Annotated in this window: 18 protein-coding genes; all 18 read left to right on the top strand. The window is 40.6% G+C overall.

Annotated elements, in window-relative coordinates; all coding sequences use genetic code 11:
• Positions 1 to 10 precede the first annotated feature (10 nt).
• The 18 genes from LIX84_RS13070 (at position 11) to LIX84_RS12985 (ending at position 22,510) form a co-directional block, all read left to right on the top strand.
• Positions 11 to 1,516: a lipopolysaccharide biosynthesis protein gene (locus LIX84_RS13070; protein ID WP_134647644.1), complete on the top strand. Its 1,506-nt coding sequence runs from the start codon at positions 11 to 13 to the stop codon at positions 1,514 to 1,516.
• On the top strand, positions 1,507 to 2,631 hold the full coding sequence (wecB, locus tag LIX84_RS13065) for a non-hydrolyzing UDP-N-acetylglucosamine 2-epimerase (protein ID WP_329958994.1): 1,125 nt from the start codon (positions 1,507 to 1,509) through the stop codon (positions 2,629 to 2,631). Before LIX84_RS13070 ends, wecB begins: the two co-directional genes overlap by 10 nt.
• 36 nt (positions 2,632 to 2,667) lie before the next feature.
• Positions 2,668 to 3,933 carry a UDP-N-acetyl-D-mannosamine dehydrogenase gene (gene wecC / locus LIX84_RS13060; RefSeq protein ID WP_226421484.1) on the top strand — a complete coding sequence of 422 codons (1,266 nt, stop codon included), beginning with the start codon at positions 2,668 to 2,670 and terminating at the stop codon, positions 3,931 to 3,933.
• A 61-nt stretch (positions 3,934 to 3,994) separates the two neighbouring features.
• Entirely contained in the window at positions 3,995 to 6,094 is a 2,100-nt protein-coding gene (locus tag LIX84_RS13055; protein ID WP_226421483.1) for a glycosyltransferase family 4 protein, read from the top strand.
• A 3-nt stretch (positions 6,095 to 6,097) separates the two neighbouring features.
• The gene (locus LIX84_RS13050; protein ID WP_226421482.1) at positions 6,098 to 8,656 is read left to right on the top strand and encodes a YqiA/YcfP family alpha/beta fold hydrolase; all 2,559 of its coding nucleotides are present in this window, start codon (positions 6,098 to 6,100) and stop codon (positions 8,654 to 8,656) included.
• Between the two features lie 105 nt (positions 8,657 to 8,761).
• Positions 8,762 to 9,970, top strand: a complete 1,209-nt coding sequence (locus tag LIX84_RS13045) for a glycosyltransferase (protein WP_226421481.1) — start codon at positions 8,762 to 8,764, stop codon at positions 9,968 to 9,970.
• Positions 9,970 to 11,166 carry a glycosyltransferase family 4 protein gene (locus LIX84_RS13040; RefSeq protein ID WP_226421480.1) on the top strand — a complete coding sequence of 399 codons (1,197 nt, stop codon included), beginning with the start codon at positions 9,970 to 9,972 and terminating at the stop codon, positions 11,164 to 11,166. The genes LIX84_RS13045 and LIX84_RS13040 overlap by 1 nt, the downstream gene beginning before the upstream one ends.
• A 29-nt stretch (positions 11,167 to 11,195) precedes the next feature.
• The gene (locus tag LIX84_RS13035; RefSeq protein WP_054867819.1) at positions 11,196 to 11,846 is read left to right on the top strand and encodes an ABC transporter ATP-binding protein; all 651 of its coding nucleotides are present in this window, start codon (positions 11,196 to 11,198) and stop codon (positions 11,844 to 11,846) included.
• Positions 11,847 to 12,009: 163 nt separating this feature from the next.
• The gene (wecA, locus tag LIX84_RS13030; protein ID WP_134647630.1) at positions 12,010 to 13,098 is read left to right on the top strand and encodes a UDP-N-acetylglucosamine--undecaprenyl-phosphate N-acetylglucosaminephosphotransferase; all 1,089 of its coding nucleotides are present in this window, start codon (positions 12,010 to 12,012) and stop codon (positions 13,096 to 13,098) included.
• A gap of 242 nt (positions 13,099 to 13,340) precedes the next feature.
• Positions 13,341 to 13,562 carry a hypothetical protein gene (locus LIX84_RS13025; RefSeq protein WP_005535462.1) on the top strand — a complete coding sequence of 74 codons (222 nt, stop codon included), beginning with the start codon at positions 13,341 to 13,343 and terminating at the stop codon, positions 13,560 to 13,562.
• 68 nt (positions 13,563 to 13,630) lie between these two features.
• Positions 13,631 to 14,311: a YjbF family lipoprotein gene (locus LIX84_RS13020; RefSeq protein ID WP_134647628.1), complete on the top strand. Its 681-nt coding sequence runs from the start codon at positions 13,631 to 13,633 to the stop codon at positions 14,309 to 14,311.
• Positions 14,308 to 15,066: a capsule biosynthesis GfcC family protein gene (locus LIX84_RS13015; RefSeq protein WP_226421479.1), complete on the top strand. Its 759-nt coding sequence runs from the start codon at positions 14,308 to 14,310 to the stop codon at positions 15,064 to 15,066. Before LIX84_RS13020 ends, LIX84_RS13015 begins: the two co-directional genes overlap by 4 nt.
• Positions 15,063 to 17,258, top strand: a complete 2,196-nt coding sequence (locus tag LIX84_RS13010; RefSeq protein WP_226421478.1) for a YjbH domain-containing protein — start codon at positions 15,063 to 15,065, stop codon at positions 17,256 to 17,258. Before LIX84_RS13015 ends, LIX84_RS13010 begins: the two co-directional genes overlap by 4 nt.
• 154 nt (positions 17,259 to 17,412) lie before the next feature.
• Positions 17,413 to 18,354, top strand: coding sequence for an ADP-glyceromanno-heptose 6-epimerase (gene rfaD, locus LIX84_RS13005; RefSeq protein ID WP_226421477.1), 942 nt, complete (start codon positions 17,413 to 17,415; stop codon positions 18,352 to 18,354).
• Positions 18,355 to 18,481: 127 nt separating this feature from the next.
• Entirely contained in the window at positions 18,482 to 19,471 is a 990-nt protein-coding gene (gene lpxM / locus LIX84_RS13000; RefSeq protein WP_226421476.1) for a lauroyl-Kdo(2)-lipid IV(A) myristoyltransferase, read from the top strand.
• On the top strand, positions 19,468 to 20,526 hold the full coding sequence (waaF, locus tag LIX84_RS12995) for a lipopolysaccharide heptosyltransferase II (protein WP_226421475.1): 1,059 nt from the start codon (positions 19,468 to 19,470) through the stop codon (positions 20,524 to 20,526). The genes lpxM and waaF overlap by 4 nt, the downstream gene beginning before the upstream one ends.
• Positions 20,520 to 21,791: a lipid IV(A) 3-deoxy-D-manno-octulosonic acid transferase gene (waaA, locus tag LIX84_RS12990; protein WP_226421474.1), complete on the top strand. Its 1,272-nt coding sequence runs from the start codon at positions 20,520 to 20,522 to the stop codon at positions 21,789 to 21,791. Before waaF ends, waaA begins: the two co-directional genes overlap by 7 nt.
• Positions 21,788 to 22,510 carry a glycosyltransferase family 25 protein gene (locus LIX84_RS12985; protein ID WP_226421473.1) on the top strand — a complete coding sequence of 241 codons (723 nt, stop codon included), beginning with the start codon at positions 21,788 to 21,790 and terminating at the stop codon, positions 22,508 to 22,510. Before waaA ends, LIX84_RS12985 begins: the two co-directional genes overlap by 4 nt.
• Positions 22,511 to 22,540 lie beyond the last annotated feature (30 nt).

The following is a 22,540-nucleotide window of genomic DNA, read 5'->3' as shown; positions in this document are numbered from 1 at the left end:
AAATATCACGATGATTGAACAAAAATTTAGAAAATTCAGAAATTCATTGACAGATGAGCAGTTTGAAGATCCAGTATATTTGGAAGGGCAAGCAAGAATTATTGCCATTAGCGATGCCGCTTTATCCAATCGAATTCTTGAAAAGGCAAAAAGCCTACAACAACAAAAAGTTAATAAAATCAATGCGGTTATTCGTAGAAATAATCGAGTGTTGGAAAATGAATCTCTTGAGAATCCTTCACAGGAAAACGTTGAAGTAGAAGAAAGCTCTTCAGATGAGCAAAAGAAACCACAGAATGAGAGTTCATCACTAACCGAAATTCAAAAAGATGATGTTACGCCAACAGCTGAAAGTGAAGAAAAACCGTCTGCCGAAGAACAGCCTGAACATGTTAAAACAGGCAGCAGAGGACTGTTGGTAAAATATCCCCTTTTAAAAAAGCAGTTGCCTGTTTTGGTTATTATTTCTTTTATATTTCTGTTTGCTTTTTATCAGGTATTTGCCGCTTCTCCTCGGTTTGAAAGTCGAGCCCAATTAATTGTAGAACAACCAGATGCAATGGCCACAATGGATACGTCTATGGCACTGTTAACTGGTTTAGGCGTTCAAACAGCCACCTCGGACAATCAACTACTAAAAGCATACATACTTTCAAATGATATGCTTGCGTACCTAGAAAGTCAGTTGGCCTTAAGAGAGCATTACACCAGTTCAGGCATAGATGTATTCTCCAGACTTCCAGAAAATGCAAGCTTAGAAGAGTTTGCTGACTACTATAAAAAACATATCAAAGTGGATATTGATGAAAAGTCGAGTGTTATTACAATTCTAGCCCAAGGTTTTGATATCAATTTTTCTCAGCAACTCGTCGAAGCTATTGTTGAAAGAGCAGAATGGTACATCAACTCAATTAGCCATCAGCTAGCAGAGTCTCAACTAGAATTCATCCGCAATGAACACCATCTCGTTGAAAAGCGCTTAGAAAAGTCACAGATCAACCTTCTCAATTTCCAACAAAAATATAATTTGCTTGATCCCACTGCCGAAGGTGTTGCTATGCAGCAAATCGCCTACAGTTTGGAAGGAGAAATTTCAAAAAAAGAAGCTGAGTTAAAAACTTTAAGAAAGATCATGAGCGATGAATCTTCACAAGTACAAGGCTTAAAGATACACCTTAAAGCTCTTTACGAACAACTCAATAATGAAAGAAGTAAACTATCAAACGAGAATGGCAATAATATTGCTGTCAGTGAGTTGCTTGCAAAATTCACGGACTATAAAGTTAAAATGGAATTGGCTTTACAAGCTTATACTTCATCGCAAATCTCTCTAGAGAAAGCCAGAATTGAAGCATACAAACAAATTAAATATTTAATTGTAGTAGAAGCCCCAACTAAACCAGAAGAAAGCACCTACCCAAGGGCAGTATATAATATTTTGCTGTTTTCCGTCGTGATAATAGGGCTTTCTTTGATTTTAAAAATAATCGTTAGTGTAATTAGAGAATTACGATGAAGAAAATTTTAACCGTATTCGGAACCCGCCCAGAAGCAATCAAGATGGCACCTCTTGTGAAAGTATTAGAAGCAGATGCTCGTTTTGACGCTAAAGTATGCGTTACTGCGCAGCATAGAGAAATGCTAGATCAGGTATTGGAGCTATTTTCAATTGAGCCAGATTACGACTTAGATCTAATGAAAGCAGGTCAAACCTTAAATGACGTGACTGCCCGTATTTTATTAGAGCTAAAACCCGTTCTGCAAGAGTTTAAACCGGATGTAGTGTTAGTCCATGGTGATACTGCCACCACCTTTGCAGCAAGCCTTGCAGCTTATTATGAACAAATTGCAGTCGGTCACGTTGAAGCCGGATTACGAACCGGAAACATTTACTCTCCGTGGCCAGAAGAGGCTAATCGTAAGCTCACAGGAGCACTAACCAAATATCACTTCGCACCAACCGAAACGTCAAAAGAAAATCTTTTAGCGGAAGGCTACCCTTCAGATGCCATTACAATTACCGGCAATACAGTAATTGATGCTCTTCTGACGATAAAAGACAACATCGAATCGAATACCGAACTGACTTACAGCCTGGCTGAAAACTTCCCATTCCTTAAAAAAGATTCAAAACTAATTCTCGTGACCGGGCATCGAAGAGAGAGTTTTGGGGGAGGGTTTGAACGTATCTGCCAAGCTCTGGCAAATGTCGCAAAAACACATCCAACAGTGCAGATCGTTTACCCTGTTCATCTCAACCCTAATGTTCGTGAACCTGTTAACCGTATTCTTACAGGCATCAATAATATTCACCTTATTGAGCCTCAACAGTACCTGCAATTCGTTTATCTAATGAATCGTTCTGACATCATTTTAACTGACTCGGGTGGTATTCAGGAGGAAGCGCCTTCTCTTGGTAAACCTGTACTTGTCATGCGTGACACAACAGAGCGTCCTGAGGCGGTTGCCGCAGGAACGGTAATACTGGTAGGGACAGATATCGAGAGAATCACCCTCGAATTAAACACGCTACTTTCAGACTCGACAGCCTATGGGGAGATGAGCAAAGCCCACAACCCATATGGTGACGGCAAAGCTTGCGAGCGCATTTTAAACGAACTTGCTAAATAAGCTTAATTTTTATTTTTAATATTAAAGGATACAAAAATGTCATTTGAAACTATTTCTGTAGTTGGCTTAGGCTACATCGGACTTCCGACTGCTGCTATGTTTGCATCTCGCAAAAAAAAGGTTGTTGGTGTTGATGTAAATCAGCATGCTGTCGATACAATTAACAAAGGTCAAATTCATATCGTTGAACCTAAACTAGATATGATTGTACATGCATCCGTAAACGAAGGTTTCCTGAAAGCAGTCACTACTCCAGAGCCTGCTGATGCATTTTTGATCGCTGTACCCACTCCTTTTAAAGGTGAGCACGAGCCGGATCTTTCATACATCGAAGCAGCTTGTAAAGCAATCGCACCTGTTTTGAAAAAAGGCGACTTAGTAATTCTTGAGTCAACTTCACCAGTAGGTGCCACTGAACAAATGGCTGAATGGCTAGCAGAAGCCCGCAACGACTTGACTTTCCCTCAACAAGTAGGTGAAAGTGCTGACGTTAACATCGCACACTGCCCAGAGCGTGTACTTCCTGGTCATGTTGTCCGTGAACTTGTAGAAAACGACCGTGTAATCGGGGGTATGACTAAAAAATGCTCAACTCGCTCTGTAGAACTATACAAGACTTTTGTCGAAGGTGAGTGTGTTGTTACAAACGCCCGTACGGCCGAAATGGCGAAATTAACAGAAAACAGTTTCCGTGATGTTAATATCGCATTCGCAAATGAACTGTCTGTCATCTGTAGTGAGCTAGACATCAACGTTTGGGAACTAATTGCCCTTTCCAATCGCCATCCGCGAGTAAATATTCTTCAACCAGGTCCGGGGGTAGGTGGCCACTGTATCGCAGTTGACCCTTGGTTTATTGTTTCGAAAACACCAGAACTTGCCCGCTTGATTCACACTGCACGTCTTGTGAATGACCAAAAACCTGATTGGGTTATCGATAAAGTTAAAGCGCAGATTGCAGATCGTCTTCTTGCACAACCAAACAAATCAGCAGACCAACTGACGGTCGCTTGCTACGGACTTACGTTTAAGCCTGATATCGATGATCTACGAGAAAGCCCATCGCTGAGCATTGCAAGACGCGTTGCTCAGCTTAACCTTGGCACAGTTCTTCTAGTTGAACCAAACATAGAGACATTGCCATCAGGCTTCACTGCGAACTCTGAGCTGGTTTCAACAGAAATCGCTCTCCAACATGCAGATATCCATGTACTTCTTGTTCCTCATAAAGAATTCGTTGAAGTATCAGTGAAATTCAATGAGCAAGCTAACGTAGTTGATACAGTAGGACTAACTAAGTAACTTATCTGATTAACAAGTGGGGAGCATTTGTTCCCCACAATTCTTTAGAAAGAAAAACACCATGCTATCAAGAACAAATAACTTAGTCGCAAAGATTAAGAGAGCTTTAAAGAGAAGAATTGACGAAAAGAAGAGAGCGTCTGAGTTAGTACTAAATTATAACGAACGTTCACTATCAAATAAGGCACTATCACATCGTTGCTTAATCAATAATAACTGCAATTTCGTTGAACTATATGGCGATATTAAGTCAGCCGATGAGGGAGACTGTGCATTTTTAGCGATCGATTTCTATGATGAACTAGCAAGACCAACATCTTGTAAGCAACCCTTCCATGGTTTAAAAAGCAATGATAGATATGCCTGCTATTCATATTTATCTAAAGATAAGTTTAAGCTTCTAGTAAAAATCCCAGACAATGCTTCTAGTATGTCTTTTAGAATCAGCTCTAGAAAAAACAAAGAAGCGGTGCTACTGCCAGGAACTTCTCTTTTCCAATTTTCTCTTAACTTTGCAGATGACGTATCGAATACGATAGCGACTTTCGATAGCTTAGATTCTAACTCGAATATTAATCAAAAAAGTATTGATAACACCTTATCCCAATACAAGGATAAGCATTTAAGAGTCTTACTATCTTTCCTATATGACCACTACAAAGATCTAAACTATAAAATAGCGTACCACATCGGATTCAATAAGCTGCAGATAACTAAATCGCTAGGATTAGCACAAGAGTTAAAAACCTTGTTAAATTTCAATGGCGAAATGAGAGAGTTAGCTAAGTTTATCGATACGGTAAACACAATGGAAATTCCAGGATGGAAGATGTCATCACGAAGAATCAATGATGATATTGATAAAATGGATAATGGATTCTCCTTTGATGAAACTGGGGAAAGAAAATACCCAAAATCAAATGTCGCATTCTATCTCCTCCATAACTCACTTCCTTACAACTCTGGTGGGTATGCAACACGAACCCATGGACTCTTAAAATGCCTGAACAACTCGGGGTATGATGTTCACGGTGTCAGTCGTCCCGGTTTTCCTAGTGATCACAAAAAATATATCAGCAAAGACTTACCTGATGTGATCCCAGAGAAAGACACGATTGACAATGTTGACTATTTGCGATGTGACCAAAAAACACGGAAAAGCAGCTTGACAATAAGTGAATATGTAGACACTTACAGCGATCAATTAATCAAGCTTTCCGATACATATAAACCATCAATCATTCATGCTGCCTCAAACCACCCTAATGGTCTGGCTGCGGTAAAAGCAGCAAAGAAACTCGGCATCAAGTCAGTCTATGAAGTTCGCGGTCTCTGGGAGATAACTCGTTTATCTCGTCAAGATGGCTGGAACAACACTGAACAATATGAGTTTATGGCGAAGATGGAAGCGGAAGCCTGTATTCACGCGGATAGAGTTCTTACGATTACGCACGCTTTAAAGGATGTCATGATTGAACGTGGTGTTGATAAAGACAAGATTTCCGTCGTACCAAACTGTGTAAATGTAAGTGACTTTACTCCATTTAAGGAAAAAAATGCCACATTAATGAACGAACTTTCAATTAAAGATTCGGACGTAGTCATTGGCTATATTGGTAGTATTGTAAACTATGAAGGACTTGACGACCTAATTAAGGCACTGTATCTACTAAAATCTCAAAACATAAATAACTTCAAGATGCTAATTGTCGGTGACGGTGCTTACCTTAGCAATGTAGTAGATTTAGTTAACACATTCAAGTTACAAGACCGAGTTATATTCACTGGCCGCGTTCCGCATGAGCACGTAGATGACTACTACTCTTTGGTAGATATTACTCCTTTCCCTCGTAAGCCATTCTTGGTATGTGAAGCTGTTTCACCACTAAAACCTTTCGAGGCAATGGCTAGTGGTAAGGCTGTCCTTGTATCTAGTTGTGCAGCTCTGACTGAAATCGTGAGTGACGGTTACAACGGAGTTGTATTCGAGAAAGGTGATGTTGATAGCTTTGCAAATAAGTTACGTGAATTAATTGAAGATCCTGAATTGCGACAGAAATTAAGCCGCAATGGTTATGAATGGGTCGTAAAAAATCGAGATTGGACTTATTCAGCAGGAATTATCGATAACGTATACCAAGAACTATTAGCGGAGCAGTAATTGATGACCCTACCTACTGACGTGTTTAACGAAACATATTACTCCCTCATTCCTATCGAGTGTTTTTTGAATAGAGTTTTCCCGCCTGGTTTCTATGATAATGAAATTGAGGATATTGTTCACAAACGCCTATTTAAACCCAGAAAGGATTGCGAGCCATACCAGTTAGTATCACCTATCGATTGGGAGGGCTCAATCCATAGTTCAGATAGGAACTGGCGCATGCAACTCCAGGGATGGGCAATGTTTCATCCTATAATGAATATTTTCGATACATTTGAAAATAAGGAACTTCTGGTAGATTATTTCTTTGACATCGTCACGGACTGGATGGAAAAACATGGTAGTGATAATGACCATACCACTACCTCAAGAATGCCTTCGAGTTATGCTTGGTATGACATGTCGGTAGGTTTCAGGGCGCTGGTTCTAGCATTTTTTATAAATAGAATCAGCTATCATAAGCTTAATATTGATCAAAGTAGATGTAATTTACTCGCGCGAGCAGCTGAGAAACATTTAAACAATCTGTGTTTCAGCGATGCATTTAGCTTAAACAATCATGGCCTATTCCAAATTCAAGGACTTATGGCCTTAATTAATTTAACTACGTTCAGTGAAAACTCAGAACGGAAGAAATATGCTTTAGAAAAAATGGAAGAGCTTATTTTTTCACAGTTCACTAGAGAGGGCATTCACAAAGAACATTCTCCACACTACCATTTCTACGCCACTGACACGGCCTTGTCTATTATTAAGACTGGTTGGTATAGCAGTTCAAAAACAATAGAAGACATTGTTTTATTGGCTGACAGGAATAAATGCTGGATGGTTGACCCATTAAAACGACCAGTATGCGTTGGAGACTCAATATTAACTGAGCAAAAGAGACTAACACTTCCAGATGGTTCTGGAGAAAAAACAATCGTAGGCGATTTTTCTGAGAGTGGTTATAGCATTGTAAAAAGTGATTGGCAGGGTGATGTTGATACTTCTCATATGCTTTTCCTGACTGGTATGTATCATACTAAATCACATAAACACAGAGACTGCCTGTCATTTGAACTATTTAATAATGGTATTCGCCTACTATGTGACTCAGGTAAATACGGTTACCGAAGTGATAAATACCGTAACTACTTCCTAAGCCACAGAGCTCATAACACTGTCGAGATTGAAGGGTTTGACATTATAAAAATCAAACCATATCAAACTTGCCTAAATGCGGTTGTCAAAGACAAGAACGACAACTACATTCTGGAAGGTAAACTAGACTACCCTGCAATAAAGCATCACCGTAAGCTCATCTACAAGCCAAATAATTGGCTTCTGGTGGAAGACAATTTACAGTTTGCTCGTGGTAGATCGTTTACTCAATGGTTCCACTTAGGGATTGGCTTTGAACTGGTCATCTATAAGAACGGCTACTACAAGTTTATCAATAAAAGCAATCAAGTTATTGAAGTTGAATGCCTGAATAAAGAGTTAGAAACTACGTTTAGCTTTGGCGATGAATCAGCCATGCAGGGATTTATCTCGGAGAAGGACTACATGTACGAAAAGGCGGTTGCTATCGGGTTTTCTGGTAACGCTAAAGCATGTAACGTACAAACTATTATCAGATACAGCAATGACACGAGTTTTAAAGAGTACCTTGCCACAGATAGAGGTGCTGGGCAAATCGTTTCTGATGAGCTGAAATCAAGTCTGAAACAGCCAGTACTGAAAAATATTAAGAATTTTTTTTTTGAAAATGAAAATATTAGTATTCCGCAGGGAAAATCTACAATTTCGTGCCTAGTTGATGACGTTCCTTTACAGTTTTACTCCGAGCGTAAGAAAAAAGCCGATTCTCTTTTAATTATGTTGCCCGGTGCAACCAACAGGGCTAAAGGCTATGTTGATTTTCAACGGCACTCATGGTCGGAAGATATAAATTGTCATGTTGTTAGCTTTTCGGATCCGACCATATCCTCAGAAAATGAGCTATCAATTGGTTGGTTCCAGTACAAAGAGAAAGTAAACTGTATAGCGTCACTTTCAAAAGCAATTACAGCAATTGCCAAAAATTTGAATATTGATCAGAAAAATGTATGTATCTTCGGCTCATCAGCCGGAGGGTTTACTTCACTGAAAGTATCAGAATACCTTCCTGAACCGACAGTGATTGCCATTAACCCTCAGCTTTATCTTAACTTGTATACTCGTAGTCATTTTGAGTCAATGGTAAACTACTCTTACAACGGTAAGGATATAGAGTCTAAGACTCACCCTCTTCACGAAAGAATAAGTATTTCGTCAGAAAAAATAAAACAGAGAAGCAATCATACTTATATTGTGCAAAATAGTGACGATGTTAGACATTATGAAAGACATCTTAAGCGATTTATTAATGAATACTCAGATGAGAACTTAAATCTCAATGAGGTGAATAATTGGCATGAGATAAAATCAACAGATGGGCTTAACATTGTAATTTATAAAGACCCAGAGCTTAGTCACTCACCACCAAACCGAAGTGACACATTAGAATTGATTAAATTTATATTTAAAAACGCATAAAAACAGATAGAGTTCAGTTAAACTGAACTCTATCTAAACTCAACCATAATATAATAAACATCGAAACATTATTGGTATAAATGCTGTATGAGTAAAAGAATATCCATGATTGTATGGAATGAATTCCTTAATGATGCACGAGTATTAAAAGAAGCACAAACACTACAGCAATCTGGCTACCAAGTTAGTATTTATGCTCTCCATACTCCCGGAGTTACGCAGGAACATGAAGTATTACCTGAAGGTATACATGTAATACGGGTAGGAAGGAGTCCTTTATGGAAATTCAGAAAAAATAAAACCTCAGCTTCAAGGAAGAATGTTACTGCAACACCAAACAAACCTAAGTCTATGGCTGCACACAGGCAATTACTGAGACTCGCAGCACGGACGTGGACACATTGCGGTCTTTGGTATGGCCTGATTACGAGTAAGCCAGATGCTATTCATGCTCACGATGTAAACGTCTTACCGACAGCATGGTTAGCATCAAAAATCAGAAGAGTACCTTTGGTGTATGACGCTCACGAGATAAGCACCAGCCGCGAAGGTTATCAATCCTTTAGAAAAATCGTAGGTTGGATCGAAAAAAAGATCATGCCTAAGACTGCTGGGACCATTACAACTACGGACATGCGAGCCAAATATTTTGCGCTAGCATATAAAATAGAGCGCCCTTTAGTACTGCAAAACAGACCTCGCTTTATTGCATCTGAAAAGCAAAGCGATTACTTACATGAGTATTTAAACCTACCTGAAAAAAGCTGGCCTATTGTCTTATATCAGGGAGGGTTACAGCCAGGTAGAGGGTTACGAAAGTTAGTTCAAGCCGCCGCCTTAGTACCTAACTGTTACTTCGCCTTCATTGGCGGAGGGCGACAGGCACTCGAACTTCACAATCTTACAGCATCGCTCAACTTAGAAAACCGCGTTAAATTTATTCCTACGGTCCCATTAGCAAAGTTACCTCTGTTTACGGCTTCCGCTGATGTAGGAGTTCAACCAATAGAGAATACATGCTTAAACCACTACACGACTGACTCTAATAAACTGTTCGAGTATGCATTAGCTGGCATTCCTGTATTAGCAACAGATTTTCCTGAAATTCGTAAAATTGTAACATCTTTTGAAATCGGTCAAGTCGTCAAGGGACAGTCGTACCATGCCTTAGCTGACACATTAAGGCTTATGTTGAATAATCCAGAGCAACTGAATAAATATAGAAACAATGCAATAAAGCACAGAGAAAACTTATGCTGGGAAGAACAAGAGCATAAATTAGTTAATCTATATCGTTCTGTTTTGGGGGAATAGTGGTAGTCAAACGCCTCCTCATTTTGAGTTATTATTATGAGCCAGATCTATCGGCCTGTTCATTTCGAACCACAGCTTTAGTTAGGCATCTGACCGAGAAGTATCCAGAGTTGGAGATTGATATTCTAACGACTTTGCCCTCTCGTTATTCTTCTTACAGACCCACAGATGTGAGTAGCATTGAACAAAGTAATGTTCACGTTCATCGTATTGCAGTACCTGAGTTCAATGTGGGACTTAAAGGCGAACTAATCTCAGGATTATACTATTATCGGCAAGTTATGAAATTTACCAAAGGAAAACATTATGACTTGGTATACGGTACTAGTTCAAAACTTGCAACAGCTACACTGGCAAAAAGAATCGCCTCCCAAACGTCAGCCCGTGTTTTCCTCGATATTCGCGATTTATTTGTTGAAAATATACGTGATATGTTTAACCCAATGCTCAGTCGCATGCTCTTGCCAACGCTCAAACTAGTTGAAAAATATACACTTTCAAACGTTGACAGAGTGAACATCGTATCAGAAGGGTTTAGACAGCATATTGAGCGTTATGTTGACAGCAATAAAATTAGCGTGTTTACCAACGGCATTGATTGTAGCTTTATTCCACTGGATAAACCACAATACCATCAACCTAAAGGAACGACTATCAGACTCGTCTACGCTGGTAATATTGGACGCGCGCAAGCCCTGGAAAAAATAATACCTAAGCTGGCAAAGCGCTTAAAAAACAATATCGAAATAACTATTATCGGAGACGGACGTAAGAATGCGAAACTTATCTCGGTATTGCAAAGTGCAAAGCTAACCAATGTCATTGTTCATCCACCAGTACCTAGAGATGAACTACTTAATTATTATAGTCACGCTGATGTTTTATTTTTGCACCTGGATTCTTGTGCATGCCTAGAGCATGTTATTCCTTCTAAAATTTTTGAGTATGCAGCAACGGGACTTCCACTGCTTTGTGGTGTACAAGGTTATACTAAACAGTTTATCGAACAAAATGTTTCAAACGCCAAAGTTTTCATACCGAATGATGTGGAACACTGTATTACCCAATTAAAAAGCCTTAATCTAAAACAGATAACCAGAACAGATTTTATACAACAGTTCTCTCGAAATAATATTATGAATGGTATGACAAAAGAGATTGGCAGGCTTCTATACGTATCAGAAAAACATGAATAGGTTCCGTATATTAAACTCACTACGCAATTATGATTAAACTAGATAACTTAACTAAATACTACCCTTCCCAGCTAGGCAATCAGTATATCTTCCGAAATGTATCTTTCCGATTTCCAGAAGGTCATAATGTTGCAATTCTTGGCTCAAATGGTGCTGGTAAGTCAACGTTATTCCGTATTATTGCGGGTAGTGAATATCCTAATTCAGGAAAAGTAATCACTGACAAAGCCATTTCTTGGCCGGTTGCTTTGGCAACAGGTATTCATCCTCAAATGACAGGAAGAGAAAACACCCGTTTTATCGGTCGTGTCAATGGAGTAGCAAATCTAGATGAATATGAAGAGAAAGTTAAAGCATTCGCCGAGCTAGGTATAAAGTATGACTTGCCAGTAAAAAGTTATTCCAGTGGTATGCGCTCCCGTCTAGCTTTTGGGTGCTGTATCGCAATTGACTTTGATGTTTACCTCATTGATGAGGCTACATCGGTTGGGGACCAAAAATTTCGTAAAAAGGCAAAGCAAGCGTTACTTAACAAGAGCAAAACCGCTAATGTCATCATGGTTAGTCATGATATAAAGGAAATTCGAGAGTTTTGTGATAGTGCTGTTATTCTACACAAAGGCAATTTAACTTTCTACCACGAGCTAGAACAAGCGCTAAAGATATACAGATCTCTATAATGTCAGAAAATAGTTAATATTTTCAATAAAAACACTGAGAGCCAACCCCGTCACCGACCAATGTGAGGAAAGATGAAAAACCTGCAAGGTTACGTTACAATTGAGCGATTGTCTGTATGTACTACTATATAATAATTTACAAAACGCCGTGCCTAGTTTTAACATGTTACTCTTGATTTTAGTTTCACTCACCATCTCGACTTTTAGCCTCCTTTCCTTGAGAAAAGTGGCTTTAGCTTTTGGATTAGTAGACAAACCAGACGTAAGGAAGCGACATCAAGGTGATGTCCCTTTTATTGGGGGAATTTCTCTTTTTATTACACTTACAGCCGTCTCTTTAATTTCCCCTGAGCTCATTCCTAACAGAGATTATTTTCTTGTGTGTGGTTTGATTTTGACGTGTATTGGAACGCTAGATGATAAGTTAGATATCAATGCAAAAACTAGGTTAATATTGCTTTGTGCCATCTCTGTTTGTTTGGTGCTCACTAAAAACATTTCCCTTACAAATCTAGGTAATCTTTTTGGTGAAGGTGATGTAGTTCTCTCATACGGAGATACTCTGTTAACAACCGCAGCTGTGATCGGTTGTATTTCTGCCTTCAATATGGTCGACGGAATTGATGGATTACTAGGAGCGCTCGCATCCGTCGCTTTTGGGGCTTTAGCGTTTTTATTTTATTCTGCCGGTAACACTCAACTCACTATTTTTTGTATTATTTTCATAACATCGCTATTTCCCTACATTTTATTCAACCTCGATTTGATACCAAAGCGCTCATTTAAGGTCTTTATGGGTGATTCTGGAAGTTTTTTGATCGGTTTCACAATCATTTGGTTGATAATACACAGCTCTCAAAAGGTAGACGGGGGGGCACTTGTACCTATCATGAAACCTGTGACTGCGCTTTGGATTATTGCCCTACCCCTTATGGATATGGTCATTGTCATGATGCGCCGAATAAGAAAAGGAAAGTCTCCTTTAAAACCAGATAGACTGCATCTACATCATATCTGTACACGACTAGGCCTATCTTTTCGTCAAACATTGATGCTGCTTTTTACTATTTCCTCTTGCCTTGCACTCTTTGGAGTATGGGGGCAGATGTCTGACAAGCCCGAAAGCATTATGTTTTTGCTATTTCTATCCGCCTTTCTTATTTATATCCTAATCATGAATAACATATGGCGCTTTACTGTTTTTGCTAGGAAAGCAAAAACTAAAATAAGTACATCGTCTACAATTAGCTAGCACTTATATAATTTTAATGTTTATTACTATCAACATCATAATAAACCACAAACAAGCTTCGATTCTAGCAATCATACTTTGAGGCATCGATAACCGAGTAAGATAGCCAGCTTTCTGAATAGAAAGCTAACTTGTAATCTTTCAGTTATTTACAAATACCAATTACCTAGCCTAAAATACCTATTGAGCTCTATATAAGCTCAAACATCGATGTTTTAAAAACGTATACACAAGGATCAACAATGAAAAATACAGCTCTAGCTATTCTTATGGCTCTAAGCGCATCAACTGCATTTGCAGCAGAAGAAGCAGGTTCAGCAGGCGCAGCTTCTGCATCTGCAACAGGCACAACAGCTGTAGCAGTAGGTGCGGCAGCAGCAGTAACTGTAGTAGCAGTTGCAGCGTCAGATAGCGATTCAACATCTACTTCAACATCTACTTCTACTTCTACTTCTACTAACTAATTTCGTTTTGTAGACAGAAGATAATCGCCCTGAATGATTCAGGGCGATTTTATTTGCAAGAGGGATCAATGAACATCTTCAGAACGTCCAAATGGATACAACCACTCCTCACTCTTCCGCTACTAGGTTTGCTCTTTGGCTGCACACAGAAATTCAATGATGTTTCAGCAACCGTCCAAGAAGCTTACGGTAACTACATCGATGTAGAGATGACCCCAGAAGAAATAAATGCCGTTCCTTATGCCAGTGCCTATTTGAGACTTGGGAATCAAAAACAGGTCTTTGTTGTTTTAGCTTTTGCAGAGCAAAACCCTCTCAATGGAAAAACACAACTAAAATGGGTAAGTGCTGACAAAGCTATGATCGTTACGGAGAATGGGCATATCGTCAAAACGATAGGTCTACAGAATGGGGACTTAGCGGGTGTTTATGGTGATGTGCCAGATTTTTCTTCTGATTCAGCCTCTGTCAACTACGCACTCTCATACGACTGGGCGACACAATATCGTTATGGCTTTCCAGCAAGTGTGACTCGTTCTTACTCTGGTCAAGAAACGTTGACGACACCAATGTCTAGCGCGACGACCAATGTATATAAAGAAACTGTTGAGTTTAGTAGTCTTTCCCACAGTGTCGAGAATATTTATTGGGTTGATGAACTAGGTCAGGTTGTTAAAACCTTACAATATTTAGGTCCTAATATGATTCCGGTTGAGTTGACCATTTTAAAGGGGTATCGTAAATCATGAGCAAGCGACTAATCACATTATTCTGTTTGGTCATGCCACTTTTGAGCTCATATAGTTTAGCTCAAACAGAAACCTCTACAACACAGTCATTAAATGTTGAGTTGCTGGAGGTAGGCAAACAGCTACAATTTCGAGGGCCGGCTCGTTTAGAAAGCGTATTAGCACTTGCTAAGGAGCAAAGCGTCTCACTGCAATACTCTCTTGGTACGACTTTGTTTGATAAATCAGATCATGCCGAGAAAACCTCTACCGCTTTAAAGAACTCGGTACTCAATCAAATGATTCAACACAATTTGGTTGCACATCCATTCTACAAATTTATTCAGAAGCAAAACTTTGCACCACGCTTACTGTCTGCGATCGATGTTGATAAAATTCGACTAGATAAATTCGACAACCCTCTGTTGCACGGCGATTACCTTCTCGCAAGCCCTATACGTGAAGAACAAGTGTATTACTTAGGAAACCTAAATAGCGTGTATTCCATCACGGCTCAAGCAGGCATCCCCTTGCAAAGACAAATAGAGAATTTGAAAGGTAGCATTGGTACGTTGTCAACGCCGCCAGTGTTAATCTATCCAGATGGTCACGTAGTTAAGCCTCATCATGGCGCCTGGTTAACGACACAATATTACTTACCACCTCTGACATTGGTATATATCCCGTTTGGTGATCTTGAACGTTCTGAAATTGACCAAGATATTGTCCGCCTACTCACTCAACTGATACCAAATTCCGCAAAGAGACCACAATGATGCCAATTAGAAAAAGCTTAACTCTTTCTTTAATGGGCCCAGCATTGGTTTGGGCTCAAGAGATGCCGTTTGAGGCTCCTCCTTTACGACCATCCCAAACAGACTTCGGTGGCGTTGGTTTAATGCAAATGCCAACAGGACGTATGGCTCCTGAAGGGGAATTCAACTTTTCTGTTACCGGTAGTGATGAGTACCTTTTTTACAACATCACTCTACAACTCATGCCTTGGCTAGAAACAACCATTCGTTATACTTCTGTTCGAGATTTACTTTATAGTAGTGACCCGAGTTTCTCCGATGATACTAACTATACTGATAAAGGCATTGACTTCAAAATTCGTTTACTGAACGAATCAGAATACCTTCCTGAACTTTCGCTTGGAGTGAGAGATTTTGCGGGCACTGGCTTGTTCGATGGAGAATACATAGCGGCAACCAAGCGATACTCCAATCCAAAGTTAGGTACCTTTGATTTTACCTTAGGTATGGGCTGGGGTTCGCTAGGCACTCGTGACAATATTTCTAATCCGGCTTGTAAGCTATCAGAGCGATTTTGTGAACGTCCTGCCGATTTTTTAGAAACGGGTGGGACAACCAACTTTGACCGTGTGTTCAAGGGAACAGCAGCATTGTTTGGTGGTGTTGAATATCAGACATTACACACCCCTCTTCGCTTCAAGCTTGAGTACGACAGTAACGATTACAGCGAAGAATTCCCTGTGGTGAGCGGTGGCGTAGACATGACTCCACATACACCGTGGAACTTTGGTGTGCTCTACCGTTTAGGAATGGCCGATTTTCGTTTAAGTTATGAACGCGGTGACACGTTGGTCGCGGGCTTAACGCTAAACACTAATTTCAATGACATGCCATCATTCTGGCGAGACACACCAACACCAGAAATCGAAGATAACCAACCTGAAGAATTGTCTGATATTGATTGGAAACGTGTAACAGAAGATTTAGATAAAATTGCTGGTTACCAAAACACGCGTATTTATGTTGATGATAAAACAGTAACTGTCGTTGGTGAGCAAAAGAAATATCGTGATCGTAACGAGGCACACGAAAAAGCGGCGGCTGTACTTCATAATGAAATGCCTGACGATATTGATACCTATGCGGTCAATGAACGCAGCCGAGGCTTGGTCGGCGAACAAACGATTATTTCCAAAGAGAAATATCGCGACTTTGCCCAAGTTAATTACATCAACCCCAAAATAGAAGATGCAACCGCAAAAGCTAGCAATAAGCCAAGTGGAGAATCTGTCTATGATGGTTTTGAGCGTTTTGATTGGGGCTTTGCACCGAAGCTTGTTCAAACTCTCGGTAACGCAGAAGACTTCTACCTCTTTAGTGTAGGACTAAGCGGTAATGCCTCATACTGGCTGACGGATAACCTTGAAATTGGCGGCTCGTTATACTGGGATTGGTATAACAACTACGATAAGTTTAACTATGTAACTCCACCTGATGGTACTACTGTTCCTCGCGTTCGTACCATGTTCCGCGCTTACCAAAATGAACATGCTATAACCATGTCAAACTTACAATTGACTTGGTTCCAAGAGTATTCCGATACCATGGATCAACAATTCTACGCGGGTTATCTGGAGAGCATGTTTGCTGGAGTCGGTACCGAGTTTCTTTACCGACCACAAGGAGCTAGCTGGGCGATTGGCGCTGACGTCAACGTAATTTCTCAACGTGATCCACAAAGTTACTTCGGTGTTTACGATGAGAAATGGCAGAACGTTCCAGAATATGGACGTCCGTTCCAAGTTATTGATAAAGGATTCACTGGTTTTGTATCTGGTTACTACTACCCTCAATGGGAATTCCTGCAAGATTTGATGATCCAAGTCGATGTTGGTCAGTTCCTAGCTGGCGATGTTGGTACACAAATCAATGTTTCTAAGCAGTTCAAGAGTGGCGTAATTGCTGGCGCCTTTGCCTCATTTACAGACTTGTCTGCGGACGATTTTGGTGAAGGTAGCTTTACTAAAGGTTTCTACTTGTCGATTCCGTTTGACATCATGACCGTTAAGCCAAGTAACAATCGTGCGAACTTTAGTTGGCAGCCTCTTACTCGTGACGGAGGGCAGAAGCTCGGCCGCAAATACAGCTTAATTGAGTTAACCGACGAACGAAATAGTTGGTACCAAAGACCTAACCGTTCGGATGTGGAATAATAAAGTAATCAAGGGAGCTGCGGCTCCCTTTCTCTTTCTCGTATCTAGATACCGAGTCATAGAAGACTAAAACCTATCTTCCTGCTTCCAATAGCGCTACTTTTCGTTTCTTGCTAGAATTCCTGAGAAAATTTTAATCTATGGTGGAAGTTCTATGATCATCGTAACTGGTGGCGCTGGCATGATCGGCAGCAACATTGTTAAAGCACTAAACGAAGCTGGTATTAACGATATCCTGGTTGTCGACAACCTAAAAAATGGCAAAAAGTTTAAGAACTTAGTTGATCTGGACATCACAGATTACATGGATCGTGACGACTTTCTGACCCAAATTATGGCGGGCGATGATTTTGGTCCGATTGAGGCAATTTTCCACGAAGGTGCTTGCTCTGCAACGACTGAGTGGGATGGTAAGTACATGATGCTAAACAACTACGAGTACTCTAAAGAGCTGCTTCATTACTGTTTAGATCGCGAGATTCCATTCCTATACGCTTCTTCAGCAGCCACTTACGGCGATACAGATACTTTCGTTGAAGAACGCGAATACGAAGGAGCACTGAATGTATACGGTTACTCGAAACAGCAGTTTGATAACTACGTTCGTCGCCTATGGCAAGACGCTGAAGAACATGGTGAGACTCTTTCTCAAATCACCGGCTTCCGTTACTTCAACGTATATGGCCCACGTGAAGACCATAAAGGTAGCATGGCATCAGTTGCGTTCCACCTAAACAACCAACTTAACGCAGGTGAAAATCCTAAATTGTTCGCGGGCAGCGAATCATTCAAACGCGACTTCGTTTACGTTGGTGATGTCTGTAAAATAAACCTGTGGTTCTTAGAAAACGGCGTATCAGGCATTTTTAACTGTGGTACTGGCCGTGCTGAATCTTTTGAAGAGGTAGCAAAAGCAGTTATCAAACATCATGGCAAAGGCCAAATTGAAACCATCCCATTCCCTGAGCACCTAAAAGGCGCTTACCAAGAATTCACACAAGCGGATCTGACCAAACTGCGCACCGCAGGCTGTGATGTTGAATTCAAGACAGTTGCAGAAGGCGTTGCCGAATACTTGACTATCCAAAACAGTTAAGCACCACAAGGTGGTAGAACCATAACCTGCCACCTTTACTCAAGTGCAATAGCCTGTATCATTCCTAACTATCTTTTTTCTCATTTAAACCACTTCGCCCGTACACGAATAGGTAACTAGACACGCCATGACCATAAAACGTGATGACTTCGACCCTAAAGCATATAACCCTGAGTTTAAGCGCCACTTTCTGTCGCCTAAGTACTGGGGCACGTGGTTAGGTGTTCTCTTATTTTTACCTTTATCATTAATGCCACTGGGTTTACAAAAGTGGTTGGCGAAAACCATAGCCAAAAAACTGTCGAAATCCCATAAAGGGCCAGCTCACCGAGCGAGGGTTAACTTTGAGCTGTGTTTTTCAGAAAAGTCGTTCCAAGAACGTGAAGCTTTGATAGAAAAAACACTCTACACAGCAGCCATGTTCTTTTTTCGTTTCGGGTTACTAAGTTTACGCTCACCAAAGTGGCTTCAGAACCGTTGCCAAATTCGCGGCCTAGACATTTTACGACAGCACATTGATAACAACGAAAATGTGATTTTAATGGTTCCCCACTCTTGGGCAATTGATGTGCCTGCTATCTTGCTCGCTTCAATGGGAATGCCAGTTTCTGCAATGGCGAAGAAACAAAAGAATGATGTTGCTGACTGGCTGATGCACAAGCAAAGAGTCCAATACGGTGGCCGTGTTTATGAACGCTCAGGTGGCATTAAGCCTTTTCTGAAATCCATTCGAGATGGCTATGTGGGGTATTATCTACCCGATCAAGATCACGGCCCAGAGCATAGTGTGTTTGTCGATTTTTTTGCCACACGTAAAGCAACGCTACCTGGTTTAGGCAAAATTGCAAAACTATCACGCTCAAAAGTATTGCCTTTATTTGCGTCGATGAACACAGAAGACGGTACGTTTGATATTGAGATTTTACCGGCGTTTGAGCTGGATAAAGGCGAAGAGCAAGACGCTCGTACCTGTAATGAAGCTATTGAATATTTTGTCGGTGATAAACCCGAACAATATATGTGGGTACTGCAGTTGCTGCACTCTCAAGAAGACGGCAATAACTATTACAATATCTTTAAGCCTAGATATGATACTGATTGGCAAGTAAATAAATGAAAAAGATTTTAATTATTGGCCCTGCGTGGGTCGGCGATATGGTAATGTCGCAATCGTTATATATCGTATTAAAGCAACGTCATCCAGATAGCCAAATTGACGTTATCGCTCCAGGATGGTGTAAACCGATTCTTGAGCGTATGCCAGAAATCCACCAAGCTATTGAAATGCCTATCGGTCATGGTGAATTTAACTTATTAGGCCGCAGGGAAATTGGTAAATCATTACGTGAAAAGCAATATGACCACGCCTATATCTTGCCTAAGTCAGCGAAATCAGCACTGATCCCATGGTTTGCCAACATTCCTCTTCGTACTGGCTGGAAGGGAGAAATGCGCTATGGTTTATTGAATGACTTACGCCCTAACATGAAGTCTTTTCAGTACATGGTAGAGCGCTATGTAGCGTTAGCTTATCCAAAAGCAGAAATGGTGGACTCTAATTCTCTTGGCGGGCTTGAAACCTTACCTCGCCCACGCCTTGCAATCAACGCGGCAGAGCAACAAGCCACGCTCAAAAAGTTCAACTTAACGCAAGACCAACCAACCATTGGACTGTGCCCAGGAGCAGAGTTTGGTCCTGCCAAAAAATGGCCCGAAACACACTACGCTGAAGTTGCGACGCAAATAGCTCGATCTGGGCATCAAATCTGGTTGTTTGGTTCTCAAAAAGACTTAGAGACTTGTAACAATATCCGCGCACTTGTCCCGACGCAATTCCATAAGAACATTGATGTTCTAGCAGGCCAAACTAGCTTAATTGAAGCAGTCGATCTGCTTGCTGCATGTAAGACTGTTGTCGCGAATGACTCAGGCTTAATGCATGTGGCAGCTGCGGTTGGTTGTAATGTTGTTGCCGTGTATGGCTCAACTTCACCGAAGTACACACCCCCACTAGCAGAAAAAGTGGAGATTGTTCATACCGATATTGATTGTCGCCCTTGTTTCCAGCGTGAATGTCAATACAAACACCTTAAGTGCTTGACAGAACTTTCGCCTAAGCAAGTGCTAGATAGCATCCAAAAACTTGACGCTATTACGATAAGCTCATGTTAGTTCGTATTGTTTATACCTTACTACTCGCTCTAGCGTCACCGCTGTTTTTATTTGGTTTGTACAAGAGCAAACCAAATAAGCCTAAGTTCGGCTCTCGCTGGAAAGAGCACTTTGGTATTACTCCCAAGATAAAAAGCAACGACAAACCTATTTGGATACATGCCGTCTCTGTCGGTGAAAGCATCGCGGCAACACCTTTAATCAAAGCCATTAAGGAACAAAACCCCAAACAATCTATTCTAGTTACCACAACAACAAGTACCGGAGCTGAACAGATTGCTAAGTTGGGTGATTTAGTTGAACACCGCTATATGCCAATTGACTTTGGGTTCGCTATAAAAGGTTTTCTTAAAGCAGTGCAACCAAAACAGATGTTGATCATTGAGACTGAGCTGTGGCCAAACACGCTTCACAATGTTCACAAAGCGGGTATCCCTATTACTGTCGTGAATGCGCGCCTATCTGAAAAATCATGCTGTAACTACGCCAAAGTTCAACCTTTGTTTAACGTTATGTTGCCATGCCTAGCTCAAATCCTTTGTCAGACGGAGTCAGACGCAAACCGGTTTGAACGACTGGGTGTTGATAAAGACAAATTAGCCGTAACTGGCTCTATTAAGTTTGATATTCAAATATCAGAGCAAGTGAAACAGCAAGGACAGCAGCTTCGAGCCCAGCTTGGAGACGATCGTCCAATTTGGATTGCCGCTAGCACCCACAAAGGCGAGGACGAACAGGTATTAGATGCACATAGACAAGTTTTAAAATCTCATCCAGATGCTTTACTCGTTTTGGTTCCTCGCCATCCAGAACGATTTGATGATGTATTCACGCTTTGCCAACTGCAAGGCTTTAACACTGTGCGTCGTACTTCAACGCATGCAGTAGAGACGAATACTCAAGTATATCTCGGCGATACAATGGGTGAGATGCTAACGTTGATGGGCGCAGCGGACATCTGCTTTATGGGTGGAAGCCTAATTGGAGATAAGGTTGGTGGGCACAATGTGCTAGAGCCCGCAGCACTGGGAGTCCCTGTAATCACGGGACCAAGCTATTACAACTTCCAAGATCTGGTTGCGAAGATGCTTCATAAGAAAGTTATCAAACTGATTGAGTCACCTAACGAGATTAGTCTAAAGGTTGAAGCTATGTTTCAAGATGCGTTAGCAAAAAGTGTAGTTCAAGAAAACCTCCTTAGCTTTGTCAAAGATAATGTTGGTGCGCTAACTAAGACAATTAGATGTATTGAGAGTATAAAATGAAAGTTTTTGTTATTAACTTGAAACGCTCAGTTGATAGAAGAGTTCGCATGGAAAATGCACTCAACAAAGCCAACATACCATTCGAATTTATAGAAGCGATAGATTCATCTGCGCCAAACTTTCTATACTCTGAACGTAGAAATGATGCCCTTACTCGAAAACGATTTGGCTATAGGCTAGTTGAGAACGAAATTGCTTGCTTCTCTAGTCACCACCTAGCCTGGGAGAAGTGCTTGGAGGTAAACGAACCAATACTGGTTCTAGAAGATAACTGCGACTTATTGCCTGAGTTTTTTGACGTGTTTTCACATTTCGACACATTAGCGGAACAATACGACTTTCTAAAACTTGCGGCAACCAAGCCTAAATCATTTAAAGTTATATCTTCAGTTAATAACAAACTTAATATTGTACGCTTCAACAAACGCACATGCGGTATTATGGGATATATTCTAACTCCACATGCAGCTTCGAAATTCATAAAAAACGCAACTCAGTTTATAGAACCTGTAGATGACTACATGGAAAAACCGTATAAACATGGTGTATCCACGTATGTTTTAAGACCAGATATTGTCAAAAGAGCTGATATTCCATCAACAATTGGCAGTTCTCGAAAAGATAAATCTGATATAAACCTCTGCAATAAGACATACATTGAGCTTTTTAGACTCTATGAACAAATTCAAGACAGGCTTGTTGTTCACCGAGATAAATGACGAAAAATATGCCCCGATATTTTAGTTTCG

This window comes from Vibrio sp. E14, from assembly GCF_020515785.1.
In the GTDB taxonomy this organism is placed as follows: domain Bacteria; phylum Pseudomonadota; class Gammaproteobacteria; order Enterobacterales; family Vibrionaceae; genus Vibrio; species Vibrio diabolicus.
The sequence above is the reverse complement of the archived record's forward strand: the minus strand, read 5'-3'. Positions and strand labels throughout refer to the sequence as shown.

Coding starts and splice junctions, on each gene's coding strand:
- lpxM (WP_226421476.1), top strand. CDS start 18,482: ATGACCATAAAACGTGATGACTTCGACCCTAAAGCATATAACCCTGAG.
- LIX84_RS13070 (WP_134647644.1), top strand. CDS start 11: ATGATTGAACAAAAATTTAGAAAATTCAGAAATTCATTGACAGATGAG.
- waaF (WP_226421475.1), top strand. CDS start 19,468: ATGAAAAAGATTTTAATTATTGGCCCTGCGTGGGTCGGCGATATGGTA.
- waaA (WP_226421474.1), top strand. CDS start 20,520: ATGTTAGTTCGTATTGTTTATACCTTACTACTCGCTCTAGCGTCACCG.
- wecC (WP_226421484.1), top strand. CDS start 2,668: ATGTCATTTGAAACTATTTCTGTAGTTGGCTTAGGCTACATCGGACTT.
- LIX84_RS13055 (WP_226421483.1), top strand. CDS start 3,995: ATGCTATCAAGAACAAATAACTTAGTCGCAAAGATTAAGAGAGCTTTA.
- LIX84_RS13035 (WP_054867819.1), top strand. CDS start 11,196: ATGATTAAACTAGATAACTTAACTAAATACTACCCTTCCCAGCTAGGC.
- LIX84_RS13010 (WP_226421478.1), top strand. CDS start 15,063: ATGATGCCAATTAGAAAAAGCTTAACTCTTTCTTTAATGGGCCCAGCA.
- LIX84_RS13025 (WP_005535462.1), top strand. CDS start 13,341: ATGAAAAATACAGCTCTAGCTATTCTTATGGCTCTAAGCGCATCAACT.
- LIX84_RS13020 (WP_134647628.1), top strand. CDS start 13,631: ATGAACATCTTCAGAACGTCCAAATGGATACAACCACTCCTCACTCTT.
- LIX84_RS12985 (WP_226421473.1), top strand. CDS start 21,788: ATGAAAGTTTTTGTTATTAACTTGAAACGCTCAGTTGATAGAAGAGTT.
- wecA (WP_134647630.1), top strand. CDS start 12,010: ATGTTACTCTTGATTTTAGTTTCACTCACCATCTCGACTTTTAGCCTC.
- LIX84_RS13050 (WP_226421482.1), top strand. CDS start 6,098: ATGACCCTACCTACTGACGTGTTTAACGAAACATATTACTCCCTCATT.
- LIX84_RS13045 (WP_226421481.1), top strand. CDS start 8,762: ATGATTGTATGGAATGAATTCCTTAATGATGCACGAGTATTAAAAGAA.
- LIX84_RS13015 (WP_226421479.1), top strand. CDS start 14,308: ATGAGCAAGCGACTAATCACATTATTCTGTTTGGTCATGCCACTTTTG.
- rfaD (WP_226421477.1), top strand. CDS start 17,413: ATGATCATCGTAACTGGTGGCGCTGGCATGATCGGCAGCAACATTGTT.